This is a genomic window from Geodermatophilus sp. SYSU D00779 (assembly GCF_054050595.1).
The window spans coordinates 1-17297 of the sequence record NZ_JBJGZQ010000017.1 but is presented as its reverse complement, the minus strand read 5'-3'; the positions used below and the strand labels follow the sequence as shown (position 1 = coordinate 17297).

18 protein-coding genes are annotated in these 17297 nt (G+C 75.1%); 15 read left to right on the top strand and 3 right to left on the bottom strand.

The window, feature by feature from the left end; genetic code table 11:
* Positions 1-77 precede the first annotated feature (77 nt).
* Complete coding sequence (locus ACI79G_RS14835; RefSeq protein WP_456881886.1) at positions 78-785, top strand: DsbA family oxidoreductase; 708 nt, start codon at positions 78-80, stop codon at positions 783-785.
* A 93-nt stretch (positions 786-878) separates the two neighbouring features.
* Here ACI79G_RS14835 and ACI79G_RS14830 read toward each other — a convergent pair whose 3' ends face one another.
* Entirely contained in the window at positions 879-2450 is a 1572-nt protein-coding gene (locus ACI79G_RS14830) for a long-chain-fatty-acid--CoA ligase (RefSeq protein WP_456881885.1), read from the bottom strand.
* Between the two features lie 142 nt (positions 2451-2592).
* On the opposite strand from ACI79G_RS14830, the gene ACI79G_RS14825 reads away from it, so the two are divergent.
* The 4 genes from ACI79G_RS14825 (at position 2593) to ACI79G_RS14810 (ending at position 6902) form a co-directional block, all read left to right on the top strand.
* Positions 2593-3813, top strand: coding sequence for an acyl-CoA dehydrogenase family protein (locus ACI79G_RS14825; RefSeq protein ID WP_456881884.1), 1221 nt, complete (start codon positions 2593-2595; stop codon positions 3811-3813).
* Positions 3810-4802 carry an acyl-CoA dehydrogenase family protein gene (locus tag ACI79G_RS14820; RefSeq protein WP_456881883.1) on the top strand — a complete coding sequence of 331 codons (993 nt, stop codon included), beginning with the start codon at positions 3810-3812 and terminating at the stop codon, positions 4800-4802. The genes ACI79G_RS14825 and ACI79G_RS14820 overlap by 4 nt, the downstream gene beginning before the upstream one ends.
* The gene (locus tag ACI79G_RS14815; protein WP_456881882.1) at positions 4799-5689 is read left to right on the top strand and encodes an enoyl-CoA hydratase-related protein; all 891 of its coding nucleotides are present in this window, start codon (positions 4799-4801) and stop codon (positions 5687-5689) included. Before ACI79G_RS14820 ends, ACI79G_RS14815 begins: the two co-directional genes overlap by 4 nt.
* Positions 5690-5846: 157 nt before the next feature.
* Positions 5847-6902 (top strand): alcohol dehydrogenase catalytic domain-containing protein, encoded by a 1056-nt coding sequence (locus ACI79G_RS14810; protein ID WP_456881881.1) that lies wholly within the window; start codon positions 5847-5849, stop codon positions 6900-6902.
* 79 nt (positions 6903-6981) lie between these two features.
* On the opposite strand, the gene ACI79G_RS14805 is transcribed toward ACI79G_RS14810, so the two are convergent.
* Positions 6982-7485, bottom strand: coding sequence for a MarR family winged helix-turn-helix transcriptional regulator (locus ACI79G_RS14805; protein WP_456881880.1), 504 nt, complete (start codon positions 7483-7485; stop codon positions 6982-6984).
* Positions 7486-7574: 89 nt separating this feature from the next.
* On the opposite strand from ACI79G_RS14805, the gene ACI79G_RS14800 reads away from it, so the two are divergent.
* The 10 genes from ACI79G_RS14800 (at position 7575) to ACI79G_RS14755 (ending at position 17103) form a co-directional block, all read left to right on the top strand.
* Positions 7575-8132: a YceI family protein gene (locus ACI79G_RS14800; protein WP_456881879.1), complete on the top strand. Its 558-nt coding sequence runs from the start codon at positions 7575-7577 to the stop codon at positions 8130-8132.
* A gap of 148 nt (positions 8133-8280) precedes the next feature.
* Positions 8281-8778, top strand: a complete 498-nt coding sequence (locus tag ACI79G_RS14795) for a MauE/DoxX family redox-associated membrane protein (protein WP_456881878.1) — start codon at positions 8281-8283, stop codon at positions 8776-8778.
* On the top strand, positions 8768-9529 hold the full coding sequence (locus ACI79G_RS14790; RefSeq protein WP_456881877.1) for a DsbA family protein: 762 nt from the start codon (positions 8768-8770) through the stop codon (positions 9527-9529). Before ACI79G_RS14795 ends, ACI79G_RS14790 begins: the two co-directional genes overlap by 11 nt.
* 135 nt (positions 9530-9664) lie before the next feature.
* A complete protein-coding gene (locus ACI79G_RS14785; protein ID WP_456881876.1) occupies positions 9665-10855 on the top strand; it encodes an FAD-dependent monooxygenase in 1191 nt (396 codons plus the stop codon).
* A gap of 35 nt (positions 10856-10890) precedes the next feature.
* On the top strand, positions 10891-11217 hold the full coding sequence (locus ACI79G_RS14780) for a hypothetical protein (RefSeq protein WP_456881875.1): 327 nt from the start codon (positions 10891-10893) through the stop codon (positions 11215-11217).
* Between the two features lie 50 nt (positions 11218-11267).
* Complete coding sequence (locus ACI79G_RS14775) at positions 11268-11834, top strand: hypothetical protein (protein WP_456881874.1); 567 nt, start codon at positions 11268-11270, stop codon at positions 11832-11834.
* 105 nt (positions 11835-11939) lie between these two features.
* The gene (gene typA, locus ACI79G_RS14770; protein ID WP_456881873.1) at positions 11940-13829 is read left to right on the top strand and encodes a translational GTPase TypA; all 1890 of its coding nucleotides are present in this window, start codon (positions 11940-11942) and stop codon (positions 13827-13829) included.
* A 231-nt stretch (positions 13830-14060) separates the two neighbouring features.
* Positions 14061-15296, top strand: a complete 1236-nt coding sequence (locus tag ACI79G_RS14765; RefSeq protein WP_456881872.1) for an aldose epimerase family protein — start codon at positions 14061-14063, stop codon at positions 15294-15296.
* A 196-nt stretch (positions 15297-15492) separates the two neighbouring features.
* Positions 15493-15990 carry a DUF5994 family protein gene (locus tag ACI79G_RS14760; RefSeq protein WP_456881871.1) on the top strand — a complete coding sequence of 166 codons (498 nt, stop codon included), beginning with the start codon at positions 15493-15495 and terminating at the stop codon, positions 15988-15990.
* A gap of 129 nt (positions 15991-16119) precedes the next feature.
* Positions 16120-17103 (top strand): NAD-dependent epimerase/dehydratase family protein, encoded by a 984-nt coding sequence (locus ACI79G_RS14755; RefSeq protein ID WP_456881870.1) that lies wholly within the window; start codon positions 16120-16122, stop codon positions 17101-17103.
* Positions 17104-17182: 79 nt separating this feature from the next.
* Here ACI79G_RS14755 and ACI79G_RS14750 read toward each other — a convergent pair.
* The coding region (locus tag ACI79G_RS14750; RefSeq protein WP_456881978.1) for an integrase core domain-containing protein at positions 17183-17297 on the bottom strand (115 nt) is incomplete at its 5' end.

Below are 17297 nucleotides of genomic sequence, written 5' to 3'. Positions count from 1 at the left end.
GCGATACCCGGCGTCCCACGACCTGGGGACCGCCGGCCCGGGAAGAGCCGAGCGGTACGCCGGCGTTGCGGCCGGGCGTGAAGGTGGAGATCTGGTCCGACGTCGTCTGTCCCTGGTGCCACATCGGCAAGCGCCGGTTCGAGGCCGCGCTCGAGCGGTTCCCGCACCGGGACGCCGTCGAGGTGGAGTGGAGGTCCTTCGAGCTGGACCCGGGCGCGCAGTCAGCCGCCGCGGGGCACGAGGTCTCGCCGACCGAGTACGCCGAGCGGCTGGCGAGGAAGTACGGCACCTCGGTGCTCGGGGCGCAGCAGATGACCGACCACATGACGCAGCAGGCCGCCGCCGAGGGCCTGGACTTCCGGTTCGACAGGGCGGTGCGCGCCAACACCTTCGACGCCCACCAGGTGATCCACCTGGCCGGTGAGCGCGGGGTGCAGGACGCCGTGAAGGAGCGGCTGCTGACCGCCTACTTCAGCGAGGGCGAGGCGGTCGGCGACCGCGAGACCCTGGTCCGGCTCGCCGCCGAGGCGGGGCTGGAGGCCGACGAGGTGCGCGCGGCGCTGGCGGACCAGCGCTACGCCGGCGCGGTCCGGGCCGACGAGGCCGAGGCGCAGGCGCTGGGCATCAGCGGCGTCCCGTTCTTCGTCGTCGACCGCACGTACGGCGTCAACGGCGCCCAGCCGGCCGACGCGCTGCTGCAGGTGCTCGAGCGGGCCTGGGCCGAGCGGACGCCGCTCATCCCGGTCATCACCGGCGGCGAGGTCTGCGGCCCCGACGGCTGCTAGGAGGACCCTCCTGCCCCCGACCGGAGCCCGCCGCAGGCCCCGTCCCGAGGCTCGCCCCGAGCTCGCGAGGGGTGAGGAGGACGGGGTCCTTCTTCAGACGACCGGTTCGGCGACCAGCGAGCCGGCCGAGTGCTCCTCGCGCAGCCGGGTCTTGAGCACCTTGCCGCTGGGGTTGCGCGGGAGCGCGCCCACGATCGAGTACTCGCGCGGGTTCTTGTAGCCCGCCAGCCGCTCCCGGCACCAGGCGGTGAGCTCGGCCGGCGTCGGCGGGTCGGCCGGGTCGCGCGGGGCGACGACGGCCAGCGGCGCCTCCCCGTAGCGCGCGTCCGGCACGCCGATCAGCGCGACCTCGCCGACCTTCGGGTGGCCCGCCAGGACGTCCTCGACCTCGGCGCAGTACACGTTCTCGCCGCCGGTGATGATCATGTCCTTCTTGCGGTCGACGACGTAGAGGTAGCCGTCCTCGTCCTGCCGCACCAGGTCGCCGGAGTGGAACCAGCCGCCGGCGAACGCCTCCGCGGTGGCCTCCGGCTTGCCCCAGTACTCCCGCATCACCATCGGGCTGCGGTACACGATCTCGCCGACCTCGCCCTGCGGCACGTCCTGCATCGCGTCGTCCACCACCCGGACCTCGACGTTGAGCATCGGCGTCCCGATCGAACCGATCTTGCGCACCGAGTCCTCGCCGCGGAGGAAGCAGGTGACCGGGCTGCACTCGGTCTGCCCGAAGGCGGTGACCACCTCGGCCTGCGGGAAGGTGTCGATCAGCGTCCGCAGCAGGGTCGTCGACGCGGGCGCCGCACCCCAGGAGATGCGCCGCAGCGAGGACAGGTCCCGGGAGGCGATGTCGGGGACGGCGACCACCGCCGCCCACATCGCGGGCACCAGGAACACGCTGCTGACCCGCTCCCGCTCGATGAGGTCGAGCGTGGCGACCGGGTCGAAGCTGCCCGAGCGCAGGATCACGTGGGTGCCGCCGAGCAGCAGCGGTGGCAGGCCGCCGGCGAGCCCGGCGATGTGGAACAGCGGCGCACCAGGGACGGCCACCCGGTCGTCGGGGTCCCAGCCGAGGTGCGTGACCTGGCTGAACACGTGCATGAGCAGGTTGCGGTGGGTCAGCACGGCGCCCTTGGGGCGGCCGGTGGTGCCCGAGGTGTACATGATGAAGGCGGCGGCGCCCTCGTCCACCTCGACGTCGAGCGGCTCGGTGCCCGCGGCGGCCAGCGCCTCCTCGTAGTCCCCGCCGATGGTCAGGACGGTGCGCACGCCGGGCGCCTGCTCGCGGGCCTTGGCCGCGACCTCGGCCAGCGCGGTGTCGACCACGAGGGCCACCGCGCCGCTGTCGCCGAGCACGTAGGCGACCTCGTCGGCGACGAGCCGGAAGTTCACCGGGACGACGACCGCGCCCACCCGCACCCCGGCGAGGTAGGCCTCCCACACCTCCAGCCCGTTGAGCCCGAGGACGGCGACGCGGTCGCCGACGCCCACCCCGCGGCCGGCCAGGGCGCGGGCCAGCCGGGTCACCCGCTCGTCGAGCTCGGCGTAGCTGCGCCCGGTGCCCTCGAACCGCAGCGCGACGGCGTCCGGCGTCCGCCGGGCCCACCGTGCCAGCTGGTCGCTGGTCGTCATGCCGCGGCCCGTCAACCGGGGGACGTCTGCGCTCACGGGGCCTCCTGACCGCCGGACCGGAACGCGCGTCATGCTGGCCGGGGCGACCGAGGTGGTCAACAGCCGGTCGTCGTTGACCACTGCGGGTGACCGCTGTCACGCTGCGGCCGACCCCCGCCCGACGGAGGAAGGCGCGCTCGTGGACTTCGACGACACCCCCGAGGAAGCCGAGTACCGGGCCGGTGTCCGGCGGGCGCTGGAGGAGCACGCCGCCGAGCTGCTGCACGTCGGCGCGGGGGAGGAGACGGTGGACGCCGCCACCGCCGAGGCCGAGCTGCGGCGCACGCAGCGGGTGCTCCACGAGGCCGGCCTCGTCGGCGTCACCTGGCCCCGCGAGCACGGCGGGCAGGGCGGCACGCTCGTGCAGCAGGCGATCGTGCAGCAGGAGCTGGCCCGCGCCCGCATACCGGCCCTGGTCAACCACATCGGCCTGGGCATGTGCGGGCCGACGGTCATCGCCCACGGCAGCGACGACCAGCGGCGGCGGTACCTGCCCCGCCTCCTGCGGGCCGACGACGTCTGGTGCCAGCTGTTCAGCGAGCCGGCGTCCGGCTCCGACCTCGCGGCACTGCGCACCACCGCCGTCCGGGACGGCGACGACTGGGTGGTCAACGGCCAGAAGGTCTGGACGACGCTGGCCCACGTCGCGGACCACGGCATCCTGCTCGCCCGCACCGACCCGCAGAGGCCCAAGCACGCCGGCCTGACGATGTTCGTCGTCGACATGCACGCCCCCGGTGTGACCGTGCGGCCGCTGCGGCAGATGATCGGCTCCGCCGGGTTCAACGAGGTGTTCTTCGACGACGTCCGGATCCCCGACAGCGAGCGGCTGGGGGAGCCCGGCGAGGGCTGGCGGGTCGCGCTGACCACGCTGATGAACGAGCGGGTGGCCATCGGCGGCGCCGGCAGCGACCTCGGCGTCCCGGTCGAGACGCTCGTCGCGCACGCCCGGCAGCGGTTGCCGCAGCTGGACCACGACCGGCAGGTGCTCGCCCGGCAGGCCGTCGGCCGGGCGGTCGTGGCCTCCCTCGCCACCCGCTACACCGGATACCGCCGCTTCACCGAGCTCAGCCGGGGCGGGGTGCCCGGACCGGAGGCGAGCGCGGGCAAGCTGGCCGGTACCGCCGCGGCCAAGCTCGTCGCCGACGCCGGGGTCCGGCTGCTCGGGGACGACGCCGTGTACGCCGCCACCGCCGAGGGCGACGAGACCTGGCAGCGCAGCCAGGGCTTCCTGCCCGGCCTGGCCATCGCCGGCGGCACCGACCAGGTGCTGCGCAACATCCTCGGCGAGCGGGTGCTCGGCCTCCCGCCCGAACCCCGCTCGGACAGGAGCGCTCCGTTCGCCGGCGGTGCGCGGTGAACTTCGACCTCGGCCCCGACCAGCGCGACGCCGCCGCCGGCGCGCGCGACTTCTACCGTGGCTCGGCCTCGCCGGCCGCCGCCCGGGAGGCGCTCGAGGGCGGCGCCGTCGCGCCGGGCCGCAAGGCGCTGGCCGACATCGGCTTCCTCGGGATCACCGTCCCCGAGTCCGCCGGCGGTGCGGGCGGGTTGCTGCTCGACCTCGCCGTCGTCGCCGAGCAGGGCGGAGCCGTGCTGGCCGGCCCGTCGCTGGCGACCGCCGCGCGCGCCGCGGTGCTGCTGGCCGGCGCCCCCGACCTGGCCGCGCAGCTGGCCGACGGGTCTGCGGCGTTCGCGGTCGTCGACGGCCCGCTCGCCGGCTCGTCCCCGTCGATCGACGCGGCCGGCGCGACGCTCTTCCTCGGTCTGGACGACGACGGCGCGCTCGTCGTCGGGGAGGGCGACGTCACCCCCGGCCGCCCGCTGGACGCCACCCGCGGGCTGGCCTCGGTGCGGCTGACCTCGCGGCGGGTGCTCGCCGAGGACGCGGGCCGGCTGTGGGCCCGGGCCCGGCAGGTCGCCGCCGTCGTGCTCGCCGCCGAGGACCTCGGCGCGGCCGACGCCGCCGTGCAGATGGCCGTCGGCTACGCGCAGCAGCGGGAGGCGTTCGGCCGGCGGATCGGCTCCTACCAGGCGGTCAAGCACATGCTGGTCGACGCGTGGGTCGGCGTGGACCAGCTGCGCTCGCTGGTGTGGTGGGCGGCCTGGGCCGCCGACGCCGCACCCGAGGAGCGGCCGCTGGCCGCGTCGGCCGCCAAGGCGCACGCCGCCGAGGTGCTCGAGCGGGCCGCCGAGACGTGCGTCCAGGTGCACGGCGGGATCGGCTTCACCTGGGAGCACGACGCCCACCTGTACTGGCGGCGGGCCAAGGTCGACCGGCTGCTCCTCGGCGACGCCGCCGAGCACCTGGACGCCGTGGCCCGGCTCGCGGTCGCCGGCGCGCTCGGGTGACCCCCACCCAGCTGCGCTACGCGGTCGCCGACGGCGTCGCGACCATCACCCTGCACCGGCCCGAGCGGCTCAACGCCTTCACGCCGGTCATGGCCGCGGAGCTCGCCGGGGCCGCCGCGGCCGCCGACGCCGACGACGACGTCCGGGTGGTGCTCGTGACCGGCGCCGGCCGGGCCTTCTGCGCCGGCGCCGACCTCGGTGGCGGCGAGAGCACCTTCCGCGACCGCGGCGCCCGCCCCGACCCCGTCCCCCGCGGCACGGTGGACGGCGTCCCGCGGGACTGGGGCGGCATCGCCTCCCTGCCGTTCGCCCGGCTGCGCAAGCCCGTCATCGCCGCGGTCAACGGGCCCGCGGTCGGCATCGGCGCCACGATGACGCTGCCGATGGACGTCCGGATCGCGTCCGAGTCGGCACGGTTCGGCTTCGTCTTCGCCCGCCGCGGCATCGTGCCGGAGGCCGCGTCGTCGTGGTTCCTCCCGCGGGTCGTCGGCATCAGCCAGGCGATGGAGTGGGTCGCCACCGGCCGGGTGTTCGACGCCGCCGAGGCGCTGCGCGGCCGGCTGGTGTCCCGGGTGGTCCCGGACGACGAGCTGCTGGCCACCGCCCTGGGCCTGGCCCGCGAGATCGCCGACAACACCTCGGGGGTCGCGGTTGGAGCCGCCCGCCAGCTGCTGTGGTCGATGCTCGGGGCGCCCTCGCCCTGGGACGCCCACCGCGCCGAGTCCCGTGCCCTCGTCGAGCTCGGCGCCGGTCCGGACGCCGCCGAGGGCGTGGCGTCGTTCCTCGAGCGGCGGCCGGCGCGGTTCCCCGCCCGGTTGGGGGACGACGCGGTGGCCGGCGTGCCCCGCTGGCCGGCCCCGCCCGACGACGTCGCCCCTCCCTCCTGATCGGGACGCCCGGAGCGGCCTCCTGCCCCGACGTGGCCGGCCACGCACCGTGGGGACTCGCTGGCGGCAGCTGGGAGCCGCCGTCCGGGGCGCCGGCCGGGGCGTACGTGTCGGGCTCCCTCGCTACGGTCCTCGGCCTCGGAGACCAGGAGGCGGCGTGACACAGGCAGCGACGATGAGAGCCGCCCGGTTCGAGGGCGTCGGCAGGCCTCTGGCGGTGCGGGAGGTCGCGCTGCCGCGCCCGGCCCGGGACGAGGTGCTGGTGCGGGTCGCGGCCACCGGGCTGTGCGGGTCGGACGTCCACGTCGCGGTCGAGGGGATCACCCCGACACCCTTCCTCCCGATCACCCTCGGCCACGAGATCGCCGGCACGGTGGCCGCGGTCGGTACGGAGGTCGCCGACTGGGCCGTGGACGACCGGGTCTGCGTGTTCCCGCTGACCTACGACGGGACCTGCAGCGCCTGCCTGGCCGGTCACGGCGAGATCTGCGCCGGCCGCCAGGTGCTCGGCATCCACGCCGACGGGGGGCTGGCCGAGTACGTCACCGTGCCGGCCAGGAACCTGTGCGCCGTTCCGGAGCCGGTGCCTCCCGAACTGGCCGCGGTCTGCACCGACGCGGTCATCACCCCCTTCCACGCCCTGGCCGACGTGGCCGGGTTGAGGCCCGGGGAGTCGATCGCGGTGATCGGCGTCGGGGGCCTGGGCCTGCACGCCGTGCAGATCGCCCGGCTCGCCGGGGCGTTCCCGGTGATCGCGGTCGACACCCGCCGGTCCCAGCTCGAGCGCGCTGCGCGCAGCGGCGCGGACGTCACGATCGACGCATCCCGGGATCCGGTGGTCGACGCGGTGCGGGAAGCCACCGCCGGGCTCGGTGTGGACGTGGCCGCCGAGTTCGTCGGCCGGCAGGACACGATCGCTCAGGCCGTCGAGTGCCTGCGGACCGGGGGGCGGGCGGTCGTCGTGGGCCTGGGCGCCGATCCGATCACGGTGCTCCCGCCGACGCTCTTCGTCCGGAAGCAGGTGCAGCTCCTGGGCTCCTACGGCGGCACCATCGCGACGCTGCGCCGGGTGCTCCCGCTGGTCGCCTCCGGTCGGCTCGACCTGAGCGGCTCGATCTCGCACAGGTTCCCGCTGGACGAGGCGGACACGGCGCTGCGGACGCTGCACGAGGGGATCGGCGAGCCCCAGCGGGTCATCGTCGCCGTGGGCTGACCTCGGTCCGACGACGGGGGCACCGCGGCCCCGGCTGCAGCGACGGTGGCCGGCGAGGTCAGTCCTCCCCGGCCACTGCTCAGCGCGGGCCGAGGTGGCGCAGCAGCGTCTCGCCGAGGTCCCGCATCGCCGCGACCTGCCCGGGGGAGAGCTGGTCGAACAGGTGGGTGCGCACGCTCTCCACGTGCACCGGGGCGGCTGCCTCGAGCGCGGCGAACCCGTCGTCGGTGAGGACGGCGAGCTGACCGCGGCCGTCGTCCGGACAGACCTGACGGCGCACCCAGCCGCGCTCCTCCAGCCGGGACACGGCGTGCGAGAGCCGGCTGCGCGAGGACAGGCACCGGTCGGCGAGCTCGCTCATCCGCATCATCCGGCCCTCGGTCTCCGACAGGGCGACGAGGATCTCGTAGTAGGCGTGCGAGATGCCGGTGGCGTGGGTGAGCTCCCGGTCGAGCCGGTCGAGCAGCAGCTGGGCGCTGTAGAGCCAGGCCCGCCAGGCCTGCTGCTCCTCGGCGTCGAGCCAGCGGGTCCCCTCGGCGTCGGAGCCGGGGTCCCGGGGAGCGAGCGACACGTCGGCGGTCATACCCACGAGGGTACTGGCGGAATAGATGAGCCTTCAACTACAGTTCGGCTCGGCACGATGGTCCAACGCTCAACCACTTGGAGGCTCCCATGACCACCGCCACGCAGATCCCCGGCTACGTCGTCGGCACCTGGGACATCGACGCCAGCCACTCGACGGTCGGCTTCTCCGTCCGCCACATGATGGTCAGCAAGGTCCGCGGCTACTTCACCAGGTTCGCCGGTGAGATCGTCACCGCCGAGGACCCGGCGCAGTCCACCGTGACCGCCACGATCGACATGGACTCGATCGACACCCGGCAGGAGCAGCGCGACGCGCACATCCGCTCCGCCGACTTCTTCGACGTGGGCAACCACACCCACATGACCTTCCGCTCGACCGAGGTCCGCACCGACGGTGCCGACTGGACCGTCGTCGGCGACCTGACCATCAAGGGCATCACCAAGCCCGTCGAGCTCGCCCTCGAGCTCAACGGCTTCGGCCCCGACGCCTACGGCGGCACCCGCGCCGGCTTCTCCGCCAAGACCGAGATCTCCCGCAAGGAGTACGGCGTCGACATCGACATGCCGATGGACGGCGGCGGCGTCGTCGTCGGCGACAAGATCACCGTCGAGCTCGAGATCGAGGCCGTGCTCCGCACCGCCTGAGGGAGGGCCCTTCTGCCCCCGCCACGCGCAGGCTCGCGGCGGGGCCCTGCAGAGGGGCCGACTCCGGCCGTACGAGGGCTCCGGGGGTTGGCCCGGCGCCCGCGTCGTGTCCGGGTACCACCGGGGCGGGCCGGGCGACTGTCCTGTGGTGGCGTGGTCCGTCCTGCCGTGGGTGGCCACGGTGGCGCGCTGGCTCCTGGGTGGGGTGTTCCTCGCTGCCGGAGCGCTGAAGCTGCCCGACCCGGACGCCGCCGTCCGCGCCGTGCGCGCCTACCGCCTGCTGCCCGAGCCGCTGGTCGCGCCGGTGGCCTTCGGGCTGCCCGTCCTCGAGATCGCCGTCGGGCTGGCGCTCGTCGCCGGCGTCTTCGTGCGGACGGCGGCGGTCGTCGCGGCCGCCCTGCTCGTCGTGTTCCTCGCCGGCGTCGGCTCGGCCTGGGCCCGGGGCCTGCAGATCGACTGCGGTTGCTTCGGGGGCGGCGGTGAGGTGGCCGCGGGGGAGACCGCCTACCCGGCGGAGGTCGTCCGCGACGTCGCGCTCCTCGCGGTCGCGCTGGCGCTGGCCAGGTGGCCGCGCTCCCGGCTGGCCCTCGGCGGCCGGCAGGAGGCGCCAGACCCGTCGAACCAGGAGCCCGGACGTGTCCCCTGAGAGCAAGCGTGAGGCTGCCCGCCGTCGCATCGCCGAGAAGCGCGCCGCGGAGGAACGCGCCCGGGCCCAGGAGCGCCGCCGCCGGCAGGCCGTCGTGGGCGGGGTGGTCGCGGCGGTCGTCGTCGTGGTCGCCGTCGTCGTGGTGATCGCCGTCCAGAGCGCCCGGACGTCGACCTCTCCCGACGCCGCCGTGCCGGCCAACACCACGGACGGCGGGACCGCCTTCGCCGTCGGGCCGGCCGACGCTCCCGTGACCGTGGACGTCTACGAGGACTTCCTCTGCCCGGCCTGCCGGCAGTTCGAGGCCGCCGCCGGTGCCACCCTCGCCGAGCTCACCGCCGCCGGGACCGCGCAGGTGCGCTACCACCCGGTCGCGATCCTCGACCGCGCTTCCACCGACGACTACTCCACCCGCGCGCTCAACGCCGCGGCCGCGGTCGCCGACGCGGCCGGCACCGAGGCGTTCCTCGACTTCCACGACGCGCTGTTCGCCGAGCAACCGGCCGAGGGCGGCCCCGGGCTGACCGACGCGCGGCTCGTCGAGCTGGCTGCCGAGGCCGGCGCCACCGGTCCCGACGTCGAGGAGGCGATCACGGGACTGGCCTACGCGGACTGGACGCGTGAGGTCACCGATGCCGCGAGCCGGGCGGGCGTGTCCGGGACACCGACGGTCCTCGTCGACGGCGCACCCCTCCAGGACCGGAGTGCTGAGGGTCTGCGTGCCGCCGTGGCCGAAGCGCAGGAGGGGTGAGCGCGGGAGGGGTGAGCCGGCCGCGTGCGGCCGAGGACGGGCACCGAGGGAACCTCGCTGCCGCCTCCGGCGTCTGCCAGTGCACACCGTGCGGCGCAGCGTCCGGTCCGGCGTCCCGTGCGGCGGGAGGGGAGCGTGGCCGTGCGGGTCCTCGTCGTCGGAGCCGGCATCGCCGGGCTGTCGGCCGCCCTGCGGCTGCGCCAGCTCGGCGGGTCCCCGGCCGTGGTGGAGGCCGCGCCCGGGCCCCGGGGCGGCGGCTACATGATCGACTTCTTCGGTCCCGGCGTCGACGCGGCCGAGCGGCTGGGGCTGCGACCCGCGCTGGAGCGCATCCACGCCCCGATCGAGCGGCTGGTGTTCGTCGACGGGTCCGGTCGGTCGCGGGTCGCCGTCGGCTACCCGGCCCTGCGCCGCCGCGCGTTCGGTGGGCGGCACCACAACTTCCTGCGCGGCGACCTGGAGGCCGAGCTGTACGCCGCGGCGCGGGACGCCGGGGTCCAGCCGTCCCACGGTCGCAAGGTGGTCGGCGTGCAGCCCTCCGCGGCGGTGGGGGACCCGGTCGTCGTCCGCTATGCCGACGGGGCCGAGGAGGAGTGGGACGTCGTCCTGGGGGCCGACGGGGTGCACTCGCGGGTGCGCGACAACCTGCTCGAGCCGGACGAGTGGAGCACCCGCGACCTCGGCCACGCCGTGTGGACCTGGATCCTGGACCGCGGCCTGCCGGGAGTGCGCCGCGAGGACTTCATCACGCTCACGGCACCGGGACGCATGGTGGCGGTCTACCCCGTGGACGAGGGGCGCACCGCCGCGTTCTTCGTCCACCGGTCACCCGACGGCGGGGGCGAGCCCGGTGCCGAGCTCCCCGGGACGCTGCGCCGCCGCTTCGGCGACCTCGGTTGGCTCGTCCCCGAGCTGCTGGCGGCCCTCCCGTCGGCCGTGGACCGCTACACCGACCGGACCGTGCAGGTCCGCGCACGGGTGTGGCACCGCGGCCGCGTCGGGCTGCTCGGCGACGCCTGCTGGTGCGTGTCCCTGCTCGCCGGCCAGGGAGCGTCGCTCGCCCTGGCCGGCGGTGCGACGGTGGCCGAGGAGCTGGCGACGGTGTCCGCCGTCGCCGACGTCCCCGCCGCACTGGACCGGGCGCACGACCGCCTCGGGCCCCTCGTGACTCGCCTCGCCGACACGGGGGCCCGAACCGCGTCCTGGTTCGTGCCCGAGGAGCGGTGGCGGATGGCCGTGCGGGACACGTCGCTGCGCGCATCGGCGTGGCCGGTCGTCGGCCCGTTGCTCGGCCGACGGTTCGGCCTCGTCCGCCCGGCCGCCTAGCCCTGTGCTCGGTGCGGCCGGGGAGACTGGACGGCATGACGAGCTCGACCCTGACCCGCACCCGCACCCCCTCCGCCCTCCTGGTCGCCGTCGGCCTCGCGGCCGGCTTCGGCGTCGCGCAGGGCACCGGGATCCGCGCCCTCGGTGGCGCGGTCTTCGCCCTCGGTGGGCTCGGCGCGGCCTGGCTGTGGGTCAAGCACCGCGGCTGGGCGGTCGCACTGGGCCTGGGTGCCCTCTACATCGGCGCCTTCGTGCTCGCGCACGTGCTGGCGCTCGGCGTCGGGATGGCGTCCTGGCTGGCGGTGGCCCTGGTGACCCTCGTCGCCGCCGGGGTCACCTACGCGGTGGCCGACCGCGCCTGACGCGCCCGCACGGGGTGGCGCCGCGGGACGGCGTTGGCCAGGCTGGCGGCGTGACGACGCGGGCCGACCGGGGGCGGCTGTCGGAGGCCCTGTGGCCGGCCGTCTTCGGGGGTGTGCTCTTCGGCCCGGCCATGCAGGTGTCCGACGTCCTGCTGTTCGGCGAGGTCTGGAGCTGGTTCGGCGCCGTCGTCCGGGGCGTCTTCTTCGCCGTCGCGATGGGACTGGCCCTCGCGGTCCAGTACCGCTTCTCGGCGGCCGGCCGGGAGCGGGCCGCTGTGTCGCGGGCCGTCTCGGCCGGCGTCCTCCCCGAGTCGGCCGACGCGGAGTGGCGGGGGCCGCTGGCCGCGGAGCGACGCCGACTGCACAGCAGCCGGACGGGCGTGCCCGCGCTGTCCGCCCTCCTGGCGGTGCTGGTCGCCGTCGTGACGCTGCTCCCGGACGGGCCGGGCGGATGGGGTTGGCTGCTCGCTGTCGGCCTGGCGCTGGCCGGCGGGTCGGCGGGGTTGCAGCAACACCGCCGCCTGCACACCGCGGACCGGCTGCTGGCCGAACTGGCCGGGCGGTCGGTCGGGGGTGGTGAGTCCGCTCACGTCGGGGACCGGTCCCCGAGCGCCTAGCATGGGAAGGTCGCCGGGCCGGCGGCTGTTGACCCTGGTGTCTGGGCGCTCCGCAGCAGAGACGGACGCGCCGACCCCCTGATCTCCCCCGAGGTGCCCTCCCGCATGCCCACCCGCGACGACCTGCGCAACGTGGCGATCATCGCCCACGTCGACCACGGCAAGACGACCCTGGTCGACGCCCTCCTCCGCCAGGCAGGCGCCCTCGGGCGTGCCAAGGGCGAGGGGACGGACAACGACTCCACGCAGGACCGCGTCATGGACTCGATGGACCTCGAGCGTGAGCGCGGCATCACCATCCTCGCCAAGAACACCGCCATCCGGCTGGCCGACGAGAACGGCAACCCGGTGACGGTCAACATCGTCGACACCCCCGGGCACGCCGACTTCGGCGGCGAGGTCGAGCGCGGCCTGTCGATGGTCGACGGCGTCGTCCTGCTCGTGGACGCCTCCGAGGGCCCGCTGCCGCAGACCCGCTTCGTGCTGCGCAAGGCGCTCGGCAAGGGGATGCCGGTCATCCTCGTCGTCAACAAGACCGACCGCTCCGACGCCCGCATCGCCGAGGTCGTCGACGAGACCTACGAGCTGTTCATGGAGCTGCTCGAGGACAACGGCCTGGACACCGACGCCCTCGAGTTCCCGATCGTCTACTCCAACGGCAAGACCGGGCAGGCCTCGCTCACCCGGCCCGCCGACGGCACGAGCCCCGACAGCCCGGACCTCGCGCCGCTGGTGAAGACGCTGCTGGACACCATCCCGGCGCCCACCTACGACGCCGAGGAGCCGCTGCGCGCCCAGGTCACCAACCTCGACGCCTCGCCCTACCTGGGCCGGCTGGCGCTGCTGCGCATCCACTCCGGGACGATGAAGAGCGGCCAGCAGGTCGCCTGGTGCAAGACCGACGGCACCGTCCAGCGGGTGAAGATCACCGAGCTGCTGGTCACCGAGGGCCTGACCCGGACCCCGGCCGAGAGCGCCGGCCCCGGCGACCTCGTCGCCATCGCCGGCATCGAGGACGTCATGATCGGCGACACCCTCGCCGACCCCAACGACCCGCGCCCGCTGCCCCCGCTGACCGTCGACGAGCCGTCGATCTCGATCACCATCGGCATCAACACCTCGCCGATCTCCGGCCGTTCGGGCAAGAAGCTGACCGCGCGCCTGATCAAGAACCGCCTCGACCAGGAGCTGGTCGGCAACGTCTCGGTGCGGATGCTGCCCACCGAGCGCCCCGACACGTGGGAGATGCAGGGCCGCGGCGAGCTGGCGCTGGCCATCCTCGTCGAGCAGCTGCGCCGCGAGGAGTTCGAGCTGACCGTCGGCCGCCCGCAGGTGGTCACCAAGGAGATCGACGGCAAGCTGCACGAGCCGGTCGAGCGGGTCACCATCGACACGCCCGGCGAGTACGTCGGCACCCTGACCCAGGCGCTGGCCACCCGGCGCGGTCGGATGGAGAACCTCGTCCACCACGACACCGGCTGGGCGCGGATGGAGTACATCGTCCCCTCGCGCGGCCTGATCGGGTTCCGCACCGAGTTCCTCACCGAGACCCGCGGCACCGGCGTCCTCAACCACAACCTCGAGGGCTACGAGCCGTGGATGGGCGACATGCGCGCCCGCCCGACCGGCTCGCTGGTCGCCGACCGGCAGGGCGTGGCGACGTCGTACGCGATGTTCTCGCTGCAGGAGCGCGGCTCGATGATGGTCGCCCCGGGCACCGAGGTGTACGAGGGCATGATCGTCGGCGAGAACTCCCGACCCGACGACATGGACGTCAACATCACCAAGGAGAAGAAGCTCACCAACATGCGGTCCTCGACCGCGGAGGAGCTCGAGCGGCTGGTCCCGCCGCGGATCCTGAACCTCGAGCAGGCGCTGGAGTTCTGTGCCGAGGACGAGTGCGTCGAGGTGACGCCGGCGACCATCCGCGTGCGCAAGGTGATCCTCGACCAGAACGAGCGGGGCAAGGCGAAGAACCGCAAGCCCAAGGCCTGAGCGGCCGCCTGGGAGGCCCCGTCCGGCGCGTCCGGGCGGGGCCTCTCGCGTGTTGCGGAGCGGGACGCGCAGGTGCGTTGACACCCCTTCCGGGGCCTCCCTAGCGTCGGGCGGCGTTCCGGGGCCGCACCGCGGGGGAGCCGGTCGCACGCCGTCTGCGAGGACGGGTCCGGCAGCGGTCCTGCCACCGTGCGACGACGCCGGTGGACCGCCACGGACACCGGAGTCCCCATGCCCGGACAGCGCCCCACCTTCTTCAGCACCGCGCGGCGCCGCACGCTGGTCGCCGTCCTCGGCGCCGGCCTGCTGGCCGGCGGCCTCGCCGCACCGACGGGCGCGACCGCCGACGACGACGGGCGGGACGACGGCGGTGGCGGCGGTCCGACCACGAGCGTCGAGCCCTTCGGCGCCACCCCCGACGGCACCGCGGTCGAGCGCTGGACCCTCAGCAACGGCGACACGACGATGCGCGTGCTGACCTTCGGCGGCGTCATCCAGACCCTGGAGGTGCCCGACGCCGACGGCGAGGTCGAGAACGTCGTCCTCGGCTACCCCGACCTCGAGGGCTACCACACCGAGGGCGACCCCTACTTCGGGGCGCTCATCGGCCGCTACGGCAACCGCATCGCCGAGGGCCGGTTCACCCTCGACGGCGCCACGTACCAGCTGCCGCTGAACGACGGCCCGAACACGCTGCACGGCGGCCCCGGGGGCTTCTCCGAGCGCGTGTGGACCGCCACCGACGTCAGCGACGACGACGTGGCCGCCCTGCAGCTGCGGCTGGTCAGCGAGAACGGCGACCAGGGCTTCCCCGGCACGCTGACCACGACGGTCACCTACCGCCTGGACGCCGAGTCGCGCCTGACCGTGCACTACCAGGCGACGACCGACGCGCCGACCGTCGTCAACCTGACCCAGCACACCTACTGGAACCTGGCCGGCGAGGGCTCCGGGGACGTCTACGACCAGGAGCTGAAGCTCAACGCGAGCGGCTTCACGCCGGTCGACGAGACGCTCATCCCGACCGGCGAGATCGCCCCGGTCGAGGGCACGCCGTTCGACTTCCGCGAGCCCACGCCGATCGGCGCGCGGATCCGCGTGGCCGACCAGCAGCTCCTCTACGGGCAGGGCTACGACCACAACTGGGTGCTCGACCGCGAGGACGAGGGTGCGCGCGAGGGCTCGGACAGCGAGGACGCGCTCGAGGAGGCCGCCGTGCTGCACGACCCGGCCAGCGGGCGGACGCTGACGATCTCCACCACCGAGCCGGGCATCCAGTTCTACTCGGGCAACTTCCTCGACGGCACGCTCGTGGGCACCGGCGGCGGGGTCTACCGGCAGGGCGACGGGCTGGCGCTGGAGACCCAGCACTTCCCGGACTCCCCGAACCAGCCGGAGTTCCCCTCCACGGTGCTACGCCCGGGCGAGGTCTACGACAGCACGACGGTCTTCGAGCTCACCTCCTGAAGCTCCGGCCCTGGGTGGCCATCCCCGCGGAGATGGCCACCCAGAGGTGTCGTGACCGCCCCATGACCCGAAGTGACGGCGAGCCGGGGGACGCCGACCCGCCCACGACACGCTCACCCGGACCCGCCGCCTCGGCTGCCTACGTTCTCCTCGGGGCCGTGTGGGCGGGCCCGGGATCGACGAGGAGGCGACGCTGATGGGGACCACCCGGCACACGCTGGCGGCCGAGGGGCACCGCGGCGGGATCGACGTCCGGGTGAGCCTGCGCAGCGACGCGGGATCCGGCGAGCAGGCCTTCGACGGGGCCTGGTTCCCGCGCAGCCGCGACCTCGCGGTCGAACTGCCCGAGCTGGTGGCCGCGCTGGACAAGCGGGGCCTGCGCATCGAGCGCTTCACCTATCCGCTCGACGCCTGGTCGCCGGCGCCGCGCAAGGTCGTCGTCGGCGGGCGGGTGGTCCGCACCGGCGGCTTCCGCAGCATGGACGCCGGGGTGGTCTGCCTGACCTGGGCCGGCGGTACCCGCCGCGCCGACCTGCTCGTCGTCCCCCCGGAGACCGACGTCATCACCGGGGCCCGGGCGCTGCGGCTGTGCACCCGCCGCGGCCTGCCGCGCTCGCCGCAGATGGTGCTGGCCGCCGCCCGCTCGACCCCGCTGCCGCAGGTCCCGGGTCTGCCCTACACCCGGGCGGTGTGACGGAGGACCACCCTTCCCCCCACGCCTCGCAGGCCCGGCGCGGGGCCCTGGGGGGTGGCCGTTCCCGTCCGCCACCCCTGGTGGCGGACCGGCTGGACGGCGGGGAGCGGCTCCGGTGGGCTGACGGGCATGCGACTGCTCGTCCTCGGCGGCACCCACTTCCTGGGCCGGCACGTGGTGGCGGCGGCCCTCGACCGCGGCCACGAGGTGGCGACCTTCACCCGCGGCGTCTCCGGCGCCTCGCCTGCCGGCGCCCGCGCGCTGCACGGCGACCGCGACGACCCCGCCGCGCTGCCGGCCGCGCTCGACGGCTGGGTGCCCGACCTCGTCGTCGACACCTCCTGCCAGACCCGGGCGGCCGCCCGCAACGCCGCGGCCGTGCTGGGCAGCGTGCGCGGGTACGCCTTCGTCAGCAGCCTCAACGCCTACGCGAACCTGCCGCCCGGCCCGATCGGCCCCGAGGACGGCGAGCCGACCTGGCAGACCGACGACGACGAGTACGGACCGGTCAAGGCCTTCGCCGAGCGGGAGATCGGTGCCGCGGTGCCGGGCCGGTTCCTCACCGCGCGCGCCGGCCTCATCGTCGGCCCGGACGACCGCGTGGACCGGCTGGGCTGGTGGCTGCGGCGGATCGCGCGCGGCGGCCGGGTCGTCGTCCCGGCGGAGGGGTGGGACCAGCCGATCGCCGCCGTCGACGTCCGCGACCTGGCCGGCTGGCTGGTGGCGATGGCCGAGCAGGGCGTCTCCGGCGCGGTGAACGCGACCGGGCCCGTGGGCATGGCCACCCTCGGCGGCCTGCTGGAGCTCTGCCGGGAGACGACCGGCGGCGACGCGGAGTGGGTCCAGGTGCCGGAGGCCGACCTGCTGGCGGCCGGTGTCGAGCCGTGGCTGCACCTGCCGCTGTGGCTGCCGGCCGAGATGGCCCGCACCGCCTGGGACGTCGACACCACCCGGGCGCGCGAGCTCGGACTGCCCAGCCGGCCGCTGGGGCAGACCGTCGCCGACACCTGGGTCTGGCTGCGCGGCGTGCAGGAGCTGCCGCCCCCGCCGCACGGCCTGCCCCGTCCCGGGCTGCCCGCCGACCTCGAGGCCGCGCTCCTGGCGGGACGCTGAACGGCGAGGGGCCCCGCCCGGCAGTCGCCGGACGGGGCCCCTCGGCCTTGCAGGGGAACCTCCTAGTTGTACCGGGCCATCAGGTTGGTGCCAGTCGGCTGATCGGCGGGCGTCCACCAAGTGCGCTGTGGCGGCGCTGAGTGTTGTAGTGCTCGATCCACGGAGCAAGAGCGGCGGTGCGCTCGACGTTGCTG

Excerpts from the sequence above, each read along its gene's own strand:
- ACI79G_RS14805 (WP_456881880.1), bottom strand. The coding sequence starts at position 7,485 with ATGACCGCCGACGTGTCGCTCGCTCCCCGGGACCCCGGCTCCGACGCC.
- ACI79G_RS14800 (WP_456881879.1), top strand. The coding sequence starts at position 7,575 with ATGACCACCGCCACGCAGATCCCCGGCTACGTCGTCGGCACCTGGGAC.
- ACI79G_RS14780 (WP_456881875.1), top strand. The coding sequence starts at position 10,891 with ATGACGAGCTCGACCCTGACCCGCACCCGCACCCCCTCCGCCCTCCTG.
- typA (WP_456881873.1), top strand. The coding sequence starts at position 11,940 with ATGCCCACCCGCGACGACCTGCGCAACGTGGCGATCATCGCCCACGTC.
- ACI79G_RS14765 (WP_456881872.1), top strand. The coding sequence starts at position 14,061 with ATGCCCGGACAGCGCCCCACCTTCTTCAGCACCGCGCGGCGCCGCACG.
- ACI79G_RS14760 (WP_456881871.1), top strand. The coding sequence starts at position 15,493 with ATGGGGACCACCCGGCACACGCTGGCGGCCGAGGGGCACCGCGGCGGG.
- ACI79G_RS14755 (WP_456881870.1), top strand. The coding sequence starts at position 16,120 with ATGCGACTGCTCGTCCTCGGCGGCACCCACTTCCTGGGCCGGCACGTG.